Annotated in this window: 10 protein-coding genes; 3 read left to right on the top strand and 7 right to left on the bottom strand. The window is 36.5% G+C overall.

Going from position 1 to position 14,876, the window contains the following annotated elements:
* Nucleotides 1–153: 153 nt before the first annotated feature.
* The 3 genes from rplM to rpsB all read left to right on the top strand — a co-directional run bounded on the left by rplM (nt 154) and on the right by rpsB (nt 1,976).
* Nucleotides 154–609, top strand: a complete 456-nt coding sequence (gene rplM / locus ACZZ9T_RS02035; RefSeq protein ID WP_463429754.1) for a 50S ribosomal protein L13 — start codon at nt 154–156, stop codon at nt 607–609.
* Between the two features lie 5 nt (nt 610–614).
* Entirely contained in the window at nt 615–1,001 is a 387-nt protein-coding gene (rpsI, locus tag ACZZ9T_RS02030; protein ID WP_463429753.1) for a 30S ribosomal protein S9, read from the top strand.
* A 207-nt stretch (nt 1,002–1,208) separates the two neighbouring features.
* Nucleotides 1,209–1,976: a 30S ribosomal protein S2 gene (rpsB, locus tag ACZZ9T_RS02025; RefSeq protein WP_463429752.1), complete on the top strand. Its 768-nt coding sequence runs from the start codon at nt 1,209–1,211 to the stop codon at nt 1,974–1,976.
* A 75-nt stretch (nt 1,977–2,051) separates the two neighbouring features.
* Here rpsB and ACZZ9T_RS02020 read toward each other — a convergent pair whose 3' ends face one another.
* The 7 genes from ACZZ9T_RS02020 to ACZZ9T_RS01990 form a co-directional block, all read right to left on the bottom strand.
* Nucleotides 2,052–2,507, bottom strand: coding sequence for a DUF6759 domain-containing protein (locus ACZZ9T_RS02020; protein WP_463440710.1), 456 nt, complete (start codon nt 2,505–2,507; stop codon nt 2,052–2,054).
* A 121-nt stretch (nt 2,508–2,628) separates the two neighbouring features.
* On the bottom strand, nt 2,629–3,306 hold the full coding sequence (gene trmB, locus ACZZ9T_RS02015) for a tRNA (guanosine(46)-N7)-methyltransferase TrmB (protein ID WP_463440709.1): 678 nt from the start codon (nt 3,304–3,306) through the stop codon (nt 2,629–2,631).
* A 94-nt stretch (nt 3,307–3,400) separates the two neighbouring features.
* Nucleotides 3,401–4,177 carry a DUF6759 domain-containing protein gene (locus ACZZ9T_RS02010; RefSeq protein ID WP_463440708.1) on the bottom strand — a complete coding sequence of 259 codons (777 nt, stop codon included), beginning with the start codon at nt 4,175–4,177 and terminating at the stop codon, nt 3,401–3,403.
* A gap of 150 nt (nt 4,178–4,327) precedes the next feature.
* Nucleotides 4,328–5,116, bottom strand: coding sequence for a hypothetical protein (locus ACZZ9T_RS02005; protein WP_463440707.1), 789 nt, complete (start codon nt 5,114–5,116; stop codon nt 4,328–4,330).
* Between the two features lie 124 nt (nt 5,117–5,240).
* Nucleotides 5,241–8,660 carry a T9SS type B sorting domain-containing protein gene (locus ACZZ9T_RS02000; RefSeq protein ID WP_463440706.1) on the bottom strand — a complete coding sequence of 1,140 codons (3,420 nt, stop codon included), beginning with the start codon at nt 8,658–8,660 and terminating at the stop codon, nt 5,241–5,243.
* Between the two features lie 114 nt (nt 8,661–8,774).
* The gene (locus ACZZ9T_RS01995; protein WP_463440705.1) at nt 8,775–11,603 is read right to left on the bottom strand and encodes a T9SS type B sorting domain-containing protein; all 2,829 of its coding nucleotides are present in this window, start codon (nt 11,601–11,603) and stop codon (nt 8,775–8,777) included.
* 129 nt (nt 11,604–11,732) lie between these two features.
* On the bottom strand, nt 11,733–14,810 hold the full coding sequence (locus ACZZ9T_RS01990) for a T9SS type B sorting domain-containing protein (RefSeq protein ID WP_463440704.1): 3,078 nt from the start codon (nt 14,808–14,810) through the stop codon (nt 11,733–11,735).
* Between the last annotated feature and the right edge of the window lie 66 nt (nt 14,811–14,876).

Genomic DNA, 14,876 nt, shown 5'->3' with positions numbered 1-14,876 from the left:
TTTTGTCTTTAAAAGCTTTATTTTAAAATTTATGATTATATCTTATATAGATGTTGATTGATTAAGTTTAAATAAGTTTTCGCAATCTAAAAATAATTTGTACCTTTGCACACCCTTATGGGGAATATTATGTTTAATCTTTAACTAAAACGTGTGAATACATTAAGTTACAAAACTGTTTCAGCGAACAAAGCTACTGCAAATAAAGAATGGGTTGTAGTAGACGCTGAAGGACAACCGTTAGGACGACTAGCTTCTAAGGTTGCAAAGATTTTGAGAGGTAAGCACAAAGCAAACTTTACACCTCACGTAGATTGTGGTGATAATGTTATTGTTTTGAATGCTGGGAAAGTAACCCTTTCCGGAAACAAGTGGGCAGATAAAACTTATATCTGGCATACCGGTTATCCTGGTGGTCAGAAGTTTATGACGGCAACTGAACTTCTAAAAAAAGATTCTCTGAAAGTATTGGAAAAATCTGTAAAAGGTATGCTTCCAAAAACGAGATTAGGATCTGCTATGTTCAAAAACCTTTATTTATATGAAGGAACTGAGCACAAGCATGAAGCTCAACAGCCTAAAACACTTAATATTAACGAATTTAAATAATTAATATGTCTATAATTCACAAAATCGGAAGAAGAAAGACTTCTGTAGCAAGAGTTTATGTAAGACCAGGTTCTGGGATTATTACAGTAAACCGTAAAGATGCTAAAGAATATTTCTCTACAGACGTAATGGTTTATAAATTAAATCAGCCGTTTATCCTTTCTGAGACTGTTGGTCAGTATGACGTTACCGTAAATGTTTTCGGTGGTGGTAATACAGGTCAGGCAGAAGCAATCAGATTAGGGATTTCTAGAGCTCTTTGCGAAATTAATGCTGAGTTTAGATTAGCATTAAAGCCTGCAGGTTTACTTACTAGAGATGCAAGAATGGTAGAAAGAAAGAAACCAGGTCAGAAAAAAGCAAGAAAGAGATTCCAGTTCTCAAAACGTTAAAAAAGCGTATGGCTATTGGCTTATGGCGGATAGCTTTAGAAAAATTTTTAAAAAATTATTTTTTAACCCAAGCTGGGAAGTGAATTGCCAAAAGCAATAAGCCAACAGCAACTTTGCCCGTTACGTTTAGCATCCAAACACTTCTCCCATCTAAAGAAGTCGTTGATTGTTTAAGAAACGGAAAGTAAACTAACAAAAACAGAAAACATGGCAAAAGCAAATGTAAAAGACCTTCTAGAGGCTGGTGTACACTTCGGTCACATGACTAGAAAGTGGAATCCAAATATGGCTCCATACATTTTTATGGAGAAAAATGGTATTCACATTGTAGACTTACATAAAACAGCTGTTAAATTAGATGAAGCGTGCAGCGCTTTAGAAAAATTAACTTCTGCAGGTAAAAAAGTTCTTTTCGTAGCTACCAAAAAGCAAGCGAAAGAAGTAGTTGCTAAGCACGCTGCTGAACTTAATATGCCTTATATTACAGAAAGATGGCCGGGAGGTATGTTAACGAATTTCGTTACCATCAGAAAAGCTGTAAAGAAAATGAACTCTATCGACAAAATGAAAAAAGACGGTACGTTCGAAACTTTATCTAAAAAAGAAAGATTACAGGTTGACAGACAAAGAGCTAACTTAGAGAAAAACTTAGGTTCTATCTCTGACATGGTACGTCTTCCTTCTGCAATCTTCGTTGTAGATATCATGAGAGAACACATCGCTGTAACTGAAGCTAAGAAATTAGGTATCCCTGTTTTCGGTATTGTTGATACAAACTCTGACCCAAGAAAAGTAGATTTCGTTATCCCAGGAAATGATGATGCTTCAAAATCTATCGATATGATCTTAAACGTAGTTTCAGATTCTATCAAAGAAGGTCAGTCTCAGAGAAAAGCTGATAAAGAAAAATCTAAAGAAGAAGGAGAAGTAGTAACTGCTGATAAAGATGCAGATTTCGACGCTGCTGCTGAATAATTGAAGATTTATCTTTAAAATAATAAAAATCCGCTGAACAAAGTTTAGCGGATTTTTTATGTCTTGAATTTTTTCTTAGTTCGTAAGTTTGACAGAATAAGAGTTGACAATAAATTTTGTTTTCTGATAAATCGAATTGCAAATCATTCCCGAAAAGTTATAATTCTGATTTTTAGGGACCATCACCGATCCTGTTTTATTAGCTCCAATCGGAATTTTTTTAAAATAGTTATTTCCGCTTATTGTTAAGACCATATTGCAGGCAGATTTATTTTCTACAATAACGGAGGTTTTAGTGCTCTGGGAACCATTCAGCAAATCATTTAAAACATCTGCTGTTTCGGATTTATAAGTTTTTGATAATGTCTGATATTCCATTTCAGTTTGTGCAGCAGGACTGGTTTTTGTTCCAATAGTTGAAATTACGGGAGCAGCAGGTTTTTTTACAGGCTGTTTCGTATTATGATTTGCATTGCCGCAATTGGTCAAGAACAAAATGGTCAGAATGCAGAAGTGAAGATTTTTTTTCATGAGCATATTTTCTTAATGTAAATTTAAATTTTATTCTTTTTAAATTTGAATAATAATTATGTTACTTCTTTGGCAAGAAAAAAGCCATAAAAAATTACCGTCTTCATTTTGTGATAACAATTTAATGAATTCTGAATTTTATGTATGTGATCGTTTTTCCTTTAGCAGAAAAAAGTTCTTCGTAATAAGTTTTAATATCTCTTAAATGTGGTGTATTAGGATCATACTCCAATGCTCCGTAAATGTCGTGATGAGCTGAAATAATCTCATATCCTGCACCTTGCAGATAGCCCAAAGTATAACCATGCAAGAACTCAGAATCTGTTTTAAGATGAATAATTCCTCCGGGCTTTAAGAATTTCTTATATCTTTCCAGAAAATCAGGATGAGTTAATCTATGTTTTGTACGTCTGTACTTAATTTGTGGATCGGGAAAAGTAATCCAGATTTCATCGACTTCGTTTTCTGCAAAAAAATGATCTACCAATTCGATTTGCGAACGGATAAATGCCACATTATTCATGCCGTTTTCTACAGCTTCTTTTGCACCAAACCAAAATCTCGCACCTTTGATATCAATCCCTATAAAGTTTTTATCAGTGAATGTTTTGGCGAGACCAACGGTATATTCTCCTTTACCACAACCTAGTTCTAACACGATTGGCTGATCGTTTTTAAAGAAGTCTTTTCTCCAGTTTCCCTTCAGTTCAAAGCTGTTGATTGCTTCATCTCTGGTTGGCTGAATGACGTTTGGTAATATTTTATTCTCTGCGAATCTTGCTAATTTGTTCTTGCCCATGTATATTTTTCAAATCTTGCAAAATTAATGAAAATAAGAGAGATTTCATTTAAATTATAAAGGAAAGAGAGATGAAGCTGTTGTCTAGAGTATATTATTTAGAACTTCCTAAAGCAACCATTAAAGGTTTCTGTATGGTTTTTTGTGAAGCATATTGCGCTCCGCAAACGATGCTGGATAAAAGGTAGTCTCCTTTTTGTATAACGATAGAATTATCACCATGAGCAGGTACGGGAAGTCTGTATTTTGTATTCCCGATTCCCTCAATTCTTACAATAATATTGCAGTCAGATTTATTTTCAATCATGATAATGCATTCTTTTGCATTAGGATCATTATCAAAAAGTGAATTAAGGATTTTTACAGTCTTATTTTTATGCTCAAGAGGATTGTCTGCCATCAGCATGTTAAATTCTGAGGCTTCGGTATCTGCAATCACTGTAGTGATTTTGGTATTACCAGTCGGGGCAACGTAAACATTCGTGGGAGAACTTGGTTTATAAACTACCGCAGACTGACCTACTTGCAACTCTCTTTGGTATCTTGCAATTTGCTTCTGCCTAATGATTGCATTCATCTCATCAAAACTGATTTTTGTTGATGGCTTTCTTTTCAGCATTGCAAGCCAATCCTGCATCTGGCGTACTTTAGTATCTCCGGGAGGTGCATTTTTTATATAATCTTTCATCAGCTCCATCACTTTCGGCTTCAAAACCGATCTGCGGGGATCATCCGGATGAGCATCTCTTAAGAACGCATTAATTTCGTAAATGCTTTTACTTTTCAGAATCTGACTATAGTCTTTACCCTTTTTCTGAGCAGAAAAGCCGATGAAAAGCAATGTAGTGAAGAGCAAAAGTATTTTTTTCATTGGAATATAATGAGATTTTGATGGTCTTTATTCAAATATGATATTTGAAACAGGCTAAAATTATGATTTTTATTTATAAAGGATGTTTCAAAAATAATAAATTATAGATTACAAAAATTAATGAGAGGAAAGAACTTGCCATAATATTGCTTATTTAACAACATCCTGTAAGTGAGAATTCCTTAAACGACGCTGATAAATGGGCAGATACTTTTCAATCGGAATTTTTACAGCTTCGTAATTTCCTGTCTGTACGTATACTTCAATGTTTTCTGATGTGTATACGAACTGAAGGAAATTGTCAATCAGATTTTCCGGAATTTTAAATCTTGTGAAGTAATCATTTCCCAAATAGTTTTTAATATTGGTGACCGATTTATTCATTCTTTCGTATGCCACAAAACGCTGTTTTTTCTTTCTCTCCCCCGAAAGAATATCGAAAATACTTTCTAAGCTGAATGTAAGTCCGCCATCTCTGAAACCTGCTACCGGGAGTTCTGGTGGTGTACCGTCACCTTTAGGCTGTGGAAGTCCGATAACTTTTTGAAGTGCATATGCTTTGTCTGTTTTTCGTAATGAATTGACATCATATCTCAAATTACCTGTGGGTCTGAATCTGTTGATGACCACTTCCTGAATATCCTGATAAGCAACTTTTAATTCTATTAAGTTTCGAACATTAAAATTTTTGTCGGATAGCTGTACATCATTTCTTTCTGTAACGATCGAGGTAAAACGGATCTTGTCTCCGGGCTTTGCCTGAAGGGTAAAATCTCCGTTATAATTTGTAAGTACAGTTTTGTATGTAGTAAGATTGGTAACATATACCTGATTAAGATACAATACAGAATTGTCTCTTAAAAATACCTGTCCGGAAAAAATCTGTGCATTAATTTTAATAATGAAAATCAGCAGCAAAAGGGTAATCGTTTTCTTCATATAATGTGCAAAATTACATAAGAAAAGCATCATTCTTTTATTCTTGTCTGCGTAAAACAGGTTAAAGTTATATTAAACTTTGGGTTAAACTGTTAATGAGTGTTATAAAATGATGACTATGAAATTATTTGTCCCACAAACTGTTATTTCGGTGTTTCACCAAAAGCCAGCTTGTATATTTTACAGAGGTTACATTTCCAAATTCTGTCCAGCTCAAAAAGTACCAATAGGTTGCTGTAGGTACAGGTCTGCCTTTCATATTTCCGTCCCATGTAAAATTGTTTGAAGGTGAGCCTCGGAACACTTCAGCGCCATATCGATCAAAGATTCTGAATTCAAGATTATCTTTACTCATTAAAGAAGAGTAGTCTATATCATCGTTGACACCGTCTCCATTTGGAGTTATTGTATTGATAAGATCAATAATGACAAAAGTTTTTTCTACAACCTCACATCTTAACGAATCTCTAACATAGATTTTGTGATTACCACGCTGTACATTGTAAAAAATATTGGAACTCTGCCAAGTAGTGTTGTCTAATGAATACTCGTAGGGAGGAACTCCGCCTGTCACACCTATGGTTACTGTGGTTCCGTTGATATCAATAGAAGTGATAACCGGTAAAACAGATTCTGAAACATTCACAAACTGTCTGTAAACGCATCCGTCAAAAGTAAGGTCTACCCAATAATTCCCTGCAATCACATTCGAAATTGATGGTGTTGTAGCACCTGTGCTCCAGAGATAAGCAGTAAATCCCGAACCGGCATCTAAAGTGGTTTTAGTTTTAGGACAAATTACCTGATCGAATAGAATATCAGATTTCTTCGGAACTTTTAAAGTAATCCTGATAGTTGCAACATTCGGGCAAAAACCAGCTTTTTCAAATCTGATAAAATAGGTTTGGGTTCCTGAAAGCGAAACAGCTCCGCTTATATTAGCAACATCATTCTGAGCATCGGCTAAAGTAGCATGGTAGCTTACAGTTACCAAAGGATCTGTTGTAAACTGCGGAATAAACTGTGCAAGATTAACTTGTTTAATCCCGTCTAAATCGTCATCACAGAAATTGGTGATTAATGATGTTGTGATAAGTGGCAATCTTGTTCCCACAGTAAAATTGATAGGCTGGATTACAGGTGCACAACCATCCGGCGATTCTACCCGAATGTAAATTGTGGTGTTCACAGTATAACTCCAGTTATTCGGAAGCGTATTATTATTTCCCGCATTGGCATCAATTAATTGTGCGTAATATCTCACATTGGTAAAATATGCTGGATTATTAAGTATTAATTGAGTAATATCAGATAAAACAACATTCACCGTACCGTCAAGATTTTCATCACACTGATTTCCAAAATTTGCCGGGGTAATGATTGCCAAAGGAAATAAATTAAGTGTTATCTGCGCAATATTCTTACAGCCCGCAGGATTTTTTACCACAACATATACAATTGTTCCGGCAGGAGCAGTATGTGAGGTGGGAATAAGAATTTGTCCCGTAGCATTTTCAGTTTGTGCAGCTAATAAACTGGTGTAGTATGTTTTAATAACCGGCGCATTGGCTGTTACATTAGCTGTTGTCAGATTAAATGTTCCAACACCATTTACATTACAAGACGTCAGTGTAGCATTGGTTACGGTAACAGGTACAATGTTCAGCGTTACGGTTACAGATTCGCAATCCGGAAATTCGGGATCGTTGCCACAGAATGTGTATGTGAAAGTATCTGTTCCGGTAGCAGAAGGGTTGGTTACTGTATACGTGATGACACCGGAAGTAGTATTAATTGTTGCGGTTCCAAGCGTTGGTGCTGTAGTAATTGCAATCGTTGATACAACCGGAGTTTGAGTAGATGTTGTAAAAGCAGGTGTGATTATTTTGTTTTCACAAATATCAAAACTTGCAGTAGTCTGTTTTAAACAATTGAGAACTTTATATTGTGCTGTCACAAGCGGCGCACAGCTTCCCATCGTAACCGAGCAAGTGTAATAGCCGGATTGGGTAGGAGTAAAGGATGCTCCGGTAGCACCAGGAATCAAAATTCCGTTTCTGAACCATTGGTAAGTTTCGTAGATGATGGGGTCAACCGTCAAGATAATTCCCGGAACACAATCTCCGCCAGATTTTAAGATGACAGGCTGTGTAGCGAAGCCTGCAAAGAATCCACCATATCCTACTGCATCACTACCTGCCGTAATTCCTGCGGTAATTGCTTTATTAGAAACTACAGTAATAGTTCCCACGGTGTTTGGGATTCCATAAGTTACCCATGTACTAAGACCGGTCATATCAAAAGGCCCTGTAGTAATTGGAGGTGTTACACCATTGACGGTAACGACGGCACCACGCTCGGTAACCAGATTTAATTTAGTTGGAATATTTAAAATTCCGGAAGGATTTGCATTTGAGTGAACAAAATTTTCATTAATTAAGCCAATTTCATTTATTTGCTTAGGTAGGTAACAACTTAATGCCGGAATAAAATTAAAACCACCCGTTGCAACCTCAGTACCACTCACAGAATCTCCTGCAAGAATCTGATATACGTAAGCGTTTTTGGTGGTTCTGATGTATAGATTATAATGATTTGTTCCCTGAAGCTGATATTTTGTATCTGAAACTACATAGTATTGACCTGTGTTGAGTGTGGTTATCGGCAAACCTTCATTGTTTAAGAAAACCTGTGTATTGTCTTGGGTAGCGATGACTATAGCTCCCTCCATATTGCTGCCAATATTTCCGTTTCCTTTTACCAATGCGAACTGAGTCCCGAGTTGCTCTACCGGTACAGACTGATCCATCAAAATATCCGAACTCGTAAGAATATTTCCTGAATACTGACCGTTGAAATTTCCATTGGTTACATTCACTGCTTTGTCTGCGGTAATTTTTGCACCGATAAATCCGTCAGAATTTCCGGCGATATTTCCGATGCCGTCAATAATGTAAGACTGTCCTTTATTTAAAATAAAAGTCATGGTAGGATTGGTTAATCCTGTTGTTCCGTTGGAGAATTGTACAGTAGGTTTATAGCCGGAAACAGTTACGATTGTATTGTCTTCTGTTGCCAGAATACTTGTCATAAAATTCAAGATCGTATTGCTAGCCGTGATGGGTGCATTTGCAACGAAAAAGTTTTTTCCTGTTGACGGAATCCCTTTGGAAGTAATTATTTCCGCATGGTTGAATACAGAAAATCTTAGATTCGCATAAAACGGAAAGTCGGCTTTTAGGTAAAGACCTTTTGAAGTAGGCGTGAATAAATCTGTTTGGGTAGTGGTGATGATATAATCTCTTAAAACATCAAATTTCTGGGGATTATTTTTGCTAATAGTAACAGTACCAATGATAATGTTGTTATTATAAATGGTGACCACAAATGGCGTTGTGCGGCTTGTTGACAGATAGAGTTTCTGGTAAGGATTAGGATTACCGGTTCTGTCGACCATCGGCGCAAACCAATGCTCCCTATCCAATTGTGCGAAAGAAATAGAGAATATGTAAAAAATAAGAAAAAAAGATAGAAGTTTCTTCATTCTGTATTTGATTTTACCACAAATTTAATAATAATAACTGTTGAATGGTATAAAAATGAATAAAAAAACCACGACTGTGAATCGTGGTTTTAAAATTTCTATAAAAGACTGACCTTATTCTCTGTTTTTAACGAGAAGCCATCCTGAGTATTTAATCGGAGTTTTATTTTTGCTTTCGTTCCAGCTAATGCTAAACCAATAATTTCCGGTAGAGACTTTCTTGCCACCGTTGATGGTTCCGTCCCATTTGCATCCGTTATCTTTATTTCCTTCATAAATTTTCACACCATATCGGTCAAAAATTCCTAAAGCTAAATTTGGTTTGTTTGCCAAAGCAGAATAGTCTAAGATATCATTTACTCCGTCGCCATTTGGTGTAATTACATTGACAATATTTGGGATCGTAACTACCACCTCAATAGGTGTACAGTTAAAACTGTCTTTCACATACACGGTAATGTCACCTCTTGTAAGATCTGTAAATATGTTAGAATCCTGCCATTTGATATTATCTGTTGAATATTTATACGGAGCAGTTCCGCCTACTACAGATACTGTAATGTCGTTGTTGGTAACTTCAATATTAGAAACTACCGGTTGCTGAGTAGCATAAACTTTTACAGATTGTTTTGTAAAACAGTCTCCGGTTTTTAAAATGACCCAATAAGTACCTACAGTAACATAGGTAATCACCTGAGTGGTAGCTCCCGTGCTCCATTGGTAACCGTCAAATCCTGAACCTGCATCTAATGTAGTTGTATTTTCTATACAGATTTCTTTATCAATCAATACGGCAGACTGCACAGGTGGCAAAACAACAAGTGTAATTATGGCAACTCTGTAGCATCCGTTGGCATTGCTTACCCTAACGTAAACTACACCATTGGGTGCAACGTAGTTAGTAGGGTTGGTGATTTCATTCGTCTGATTGTTGGCATCAGTCAGTGAAGGATAATAAGTCTTCGTTGTTCCTGTCTGTGTGTTAACAGTTGCATTGGTTAAATTAAATAAACCAGTCGCTATATTTTCTTCCAGGAAACAGGTTCTCAAGGTTGCATCATTTACAATCGGACTTTCTGAAATCGTCAGCGTTAAAGTAATTTGTTCGCAATCTACAAATTCAGGATCATTCCCACAGAATTTATAAGTAATTGTATCTGTACCTGCAAAACCAAAGTTAGGGGTATATCCTATTACTCCTGTTGTAGGATTGATGATTGCTGTTCCATTTGCAGGAGGTGTTATAATTTGTACTGTACTCGGTACAAAAGTTTGTGTAGAACTTGTAAATGCAGGAACTATGTTTAGATAGCCTTCACAGACAGTTTTCGTAGCGGTTGATTGTTGAAGACAAGTAAAAACCTTATAAATAGGCGTTGTTGCCGGTACACAAGATCCTACGGTGATTGTTACGGTGTAATTTCCAGACTGTGTTGGCGTGTAAGAGTTGCTGTTTGCTCCTGTAATAGCAACGCCGTTTCTAAACCATTGATAGGTGTCATAACTGTCATCTACTTCCAAAACCAATCCTGGAATACAGTCTCCTGTTTGCTTGGCAATTAAAGGAATAGAAGAGAAACCTGCGAAATATCCGCCATATCCTGATGTACTGTATCCACCGTTGATCCCTGCTGTAACCGCTTTGTCAGAAACAATCGTTAAATTACCTGTAACGCCTTCCAATGCGTAGGTCACCCAATTGGTGTTTCCTGTCACCGGGAAAGGCCCTTGAGCAGCAGTAGGAGGGATGTTGTTTACTGTAACTACAGCACCAGCTTCCGTTAAAATGTTTAATTTAATAATTGTACCAGTCGGCGTTACACTTGCTCCTCCAGCTCCTGTGGGCATTTCGTTGATTTTACCGATTTCATCAATTTTTCTTGGTAAGAAACAGTTTAATGGTGGTATGTAATTAAAACCACAAGTTGCATTACTGTTGTTAACTGAAACTAATTGATACAAGTAAACATTTTTTGTAGTGCTGATAAACATATTTCTATGTGTTCCGCCCTGAAGAATATAATCACTTCCGGAGATTCTGTACCACTGTCCTTGATTTAAGGTTGCAACTGGTGTTGCTGCGCCATTCAAATAAACCTCAGTATTATTTTCAGTAGCGACCACTATACCGCCTTCTATATCGTTTGCTGTATTTGATCTGGTTCTCACCATTGCAAAGGTGTTTCCAAGTCTTTCTAAAGGCACAGACTGATCAAGAATGATATCTGCTCCTGAGCTTGACCCTGTCCCGAAGTTTCCAAGTACATTACCATTGGTAAGCGTAATGGGTTTGTTTGAAACTATTTTTGCCCCAATAAAGGCACTCATATTGTTAGCCGGGCTGCCTGAACCTGCAAAAATAAAAGATTGCCCTTTATTTAAAGTGAAAGTATGAGTGTTTGTAGGAGGTGTTGCCCCAATAAAAGCAACAGGTAAGGTATTGCTCCATGTGGCAGTAACTGTAGTATTGTCTTCTGTAGCTAGTACTCCTGCAGTAAAGTTGTTCCCGGTGCTTGTAAAAGGAGATGGGGTATTGGCTACAAAAAATTCTTTACCGATCCCTGCCTTACCTTTACTTGTAAGAATTTCTGCATGTGTAGTACTGCTTACGATTCTTAACGTACAGTAAAATGGTCTGGTTCCATTTAGATATAAACCTTTATTAATAACCGTAAAGGCTTCAGATGTGCTGCTTGCTCCAATATTAGCCTGAGATACGATGTAGGTCTGAGGGTTGTTTTTACTGATTGTAACAGTTCCTAACGCAATATTATTGCTATATACAGTTACAGCAAAAGGCGTTACCGAGTCTGTGGATAAATAAAGAGACTGTGTAACGGTTGACGATGCGTAAAAGGGTGCTATCCAATGCTCTGTATCTCTTTGGGCAGATACCTGAATACCCGAGATCATTAATAGAAAAATAAGTAGAAATTGTTTCATAAGCGTAGAATTAGGATTTTTACAAAAATAACAGAATATTTAATATGTTTAGTAATTATTTTGAGATTTATCAATAATAAACAAAAAAACCACGATTAATTATCGTGGTTTTAAATGTATTTTATAAAATTATTCTCTGTTTTTTACTAAAATCCAACCGGTATATTTTATTGGAGTTTTTTGAGCATTAGGCTCTGTCCAGTTAATGTGATACCAGTATGTTCCTGTAAGAATTCCCTTACCTGAAAATCTTCCATCCCATTTATAGTTGTTAGATTTATCACCTGTGAAGAGTTTGTTTCCATATCTGTCATATATTATAAATGTCAGATTACCTTTATAAGCTAGTTCACTGTAATCAATGTAATCATTTACATTATCTCCATTTGGTGTAATCGCATTTACTAAATTAGGAATAGTTACTTCTACAGAAACAGGAGCACAATTATAATCGTCTTTTACAAAGAATGTATGCTGCCCTCTGGAAAGATTTGTAAAGACATTAGAATCTTGCCAGCTTGTTGGTGTATCTACTGCATATTGATAAGGTGTTTTACCTCCTTGTACATTTACTGTAGCTGTGTTATTGGTAATTTCGATAGAAGTAATAACAGGCTCTTGCACTTTTTTCACGCTAACAGATTGTTTTACAAAACATCCGTTAAATTCAAGAATTACCCAATAATCTCCCACTGCAACACCCTGTATTGTTTGGGTTGTAGCTCCGGTGCTCCATTCGTAAGACTGATATCCGGGTCCTGCATCTAAATTTGTTCTGTCATCTATACAGATAAATTTATCAACCAGAACTGTAGATCTTTTCGGAGGGGTAACTTTCAGATTGATTTTTGCAATTGCGTAACATCCGTTTGAATTGAAAACTCTTACATATACAGCTCCGTCGCCAGAAATGTAAAGTGTAGGATTCATGATTTCATTCGTTCCGTTGCTTGCATCTGTGAAAGTAGGGAAGTATTTTTTGGTAATTAAATTTTCTGTCGTCACAACAGCAGATGATAAATCAAATTGTCCTTTGGTTTCAATGTTTTGAATAAAACAAACCGTCAAAGTAGCTTCATTGACTACCGGAGTAGGGAAAAAGTCTAATGTGATTTTTGCAGTTCCCACACAACCTTCAGATGTTGTTACCAATACGTATACAAAACCAGCTCCAGAGAAATAGTTTGTAGGATTGGTTATCTGATTGGTACTTGCATTTAAATCTGCTAAAGTAGGGTAGAATTTTTTAGTAGTTGGTACAGCGTTATCTGTTACATTCGCAGTAGTAAGATCAAAGAATCCTTTTCCTGCATATTGACACGCTTTTATAGTTCTGTCGGTTAAAACAAACGGTACAAGATTTAAGTTTAAAGTAATTTGCTCACAGTCTACAAATTCTGGCGCATTTCCGCAGAATTTATAAACGATAACATCTGCACCTAAAAATCCTGCATTGGGAATATAAGTGATAACTCCGGTTGCCGGGTTTAGTGTTGCTGTTCCGTTTGTCGGCTGGGTAATAATGGTTACCGTACCTGGGACTGGTGTCTGTGTAGAGTTTGTAAATACAGGAATAATTGATTTACTACCGCAAATATTTAAAGATTTAGTAGTTTGCTGTAAACAAGTAAATACTTTGTAGATAGGAGTTGTAAGTGGCGGGCAAGTTCCCATTGTTACCTTAACGGTATAATCACCGGCTACTGTTGGTGTGTATGTATTTGCAGTTGCACCAGGTATTGCATTGCCATTCACATTCCATTGATAGGTTTCATAGCTGTCATCAACTTCCAAAATAATCCCGGGAATACAATCTCCTGTTTGTTTTGCGATAATTGGTATGGATGAGAACCCAGCAAAGTAACCACCATAGCCAGATGTATTATAACCTCCATTAATACCAGCAGTCACTGCTTTATTGGATTGTATCGTTAATGTACCTGTCACTCCTTCTATCCCATATGTCACCCAGGAAGGGTTTCCTGTAAGAGGATATGGTCCTTGTGCAGCGGTTGGTGGGGTTGCAGGACCTCCATTACTACTTACAGTTACTACTGCTCCTGCTTCCGTTAAGATATTTAACTTAATCAACATCCCAGTAGGCGATGCTGGCGTAAGAGGCATTTCATTAATTAATGGTATTTCATCTATTTTTCTTGGTAAGAAACAGTTTAATGGCGGTATATAATTGAAGCCACAAGTTGCACTGCTATCACCTACCGAAACTAATTGATATAAATATACATTTTTCGATGTGCTTACCAGCATATTGTAGTGTCCATTAGTTCCTTGCAAAAGATAATTGTCTCCAGATATTCTATACCATTGTCCTTGGTTAAGAGTAGCTACAGCTGTTGTAGAACCATTTAAGAATACCTGTGTATTGTTCTCGGTTGCGATTACTATTGCACCTTCCAAATCTGCTGTTGTAGATCTGGTTCTTACCATTGCAAAAGTGCTTCCTAGTCTTTCCACAGGTACAGACTGGTCCAAAATAGCGTCAGATCCCGCTGTAGTACTATTTCCAAAGTTACCATTTACATTTCCATTAGTTAATGTAATTGGTTTATCTGATACAATTTTAGCCCCCATGAAAGGCGCTCCGCCACCAGCATTACCGGCAAAAATAAATGATTGACCTTTGTTTAAAGTAAAAGTGTGTGTGTTTCCCGTGGGAGCACCACCGATAAAAGCAACCGGTCCATTCCAAGTTGCTGTTACTACCGTATTATCTTCTGTAGCAAGAACTCCGGCAGTAAAGTTGTTTGATGTTGCAGTAGAAGGCGTGTTAGCTACATAAAATTCTTTACCAATACCTGCTTTCCCTTTACTTGTAACAATCTCAGCATGTGTAGTGAAAGATACCATACGAAGGGTACAATAAAAAGGTTTTGCAGCGTTTAAATAAATTCCTTTATTAATGACATTAAATGTTTCAGCTGCAATATTGGTGGATATTGCAGAATTGGGTATCGCAAAAGTAGCAGGATTGTTTTTGCTAATAGTTATCGTTCCTCCGGGTATAAGTACATTGTTACTATAGATAGAAACAGTGAAAGGAGTTACGGAGTCTGTTGATAAATACACCGATTGCGTATAAGCTTGTGTATAATGAAATGGGGCAATCCAGTGTTCTGTATCTCTCTGAGCAAACAGAGAGGTAAACGAAAGAAAAACCATTACTAAACTGAGTAGAAATCTTTTCATAAGATATGGAATTAGGATTTCTACAAAATTAGTATATTATTTAATATATTGTTAATAAATGCTAAA

This window comes from Chryseobacterium sp. AC417, from assembly GCF_979258215.1.
The sequence above is the reverse complement of the archived record's forward strand: the minus strand, read 5'-3'. Positions and strand labels throughout refer to the sequence as shown.

Coding starts and splice junctions, on each gene's coding strand:
- rpsI (WP_463429753.1), top strand. CDS start 615: ATGTCTATAATTCACAAAATCGGAAGAAGAAAGACTTCTGTAGCAAGA.
- rpsB (WP_463429752.1), top strand. CDS start 1,209: ATGGCAAAAGCAAATGTAAAAGACCTTCTAGAGGCTGGTGTACACTTC.
- ACZZ9T_RS02020 (WP_463440710.1), bottom strand. CDS start 2,507: ATGAAAAAAAATCTTCACTTCTGCATTCTGACCATTTTGTTCTTGACC.
- trmB (WP_463440709.1), bottom strand. CDS start 3,306: ATGGGCAAGAACAAATTAGCAAGATTCGCAGAGAATAAAATATTACCA.
- ACZZ9T_RS02010 (WP_463440708.1), bottom strand. CDS start 4,177: ATGAAAAAAATACTTTTGCTCTTCACTACATTGCTTTTCATCGGCTTT.
- ACZZ9T_RS02005 (WP_463440707.1), bottom strand. CDS start 5,116: ATGAAGAAAACGATTACCCTTTTGCTGCTGATTTTCATTATTAAAATT.
- ACZZ9T_RS02000 (WP_463440706.1), bottom strand. CDS start 8,660: ATGAAGAAACTTCTATCTTTTTTTCTTATTTTTTACATATTCTCTATT.
- ACZZ9T_RS01995 (WP_463440705.1), bottom strand. CDS start 11,603: ATGAAACAATTTCTACTTATTTTTCTATTAATGATCTCGGGTATTCAG.
- ACZZ9T_RS01990 (WP_463440704.1), bottom strand. CDS start 14,810: ATGAAAAGATTTCTACTCAGTTTAGTAATGGTTTTTCTTTCGTTTACC.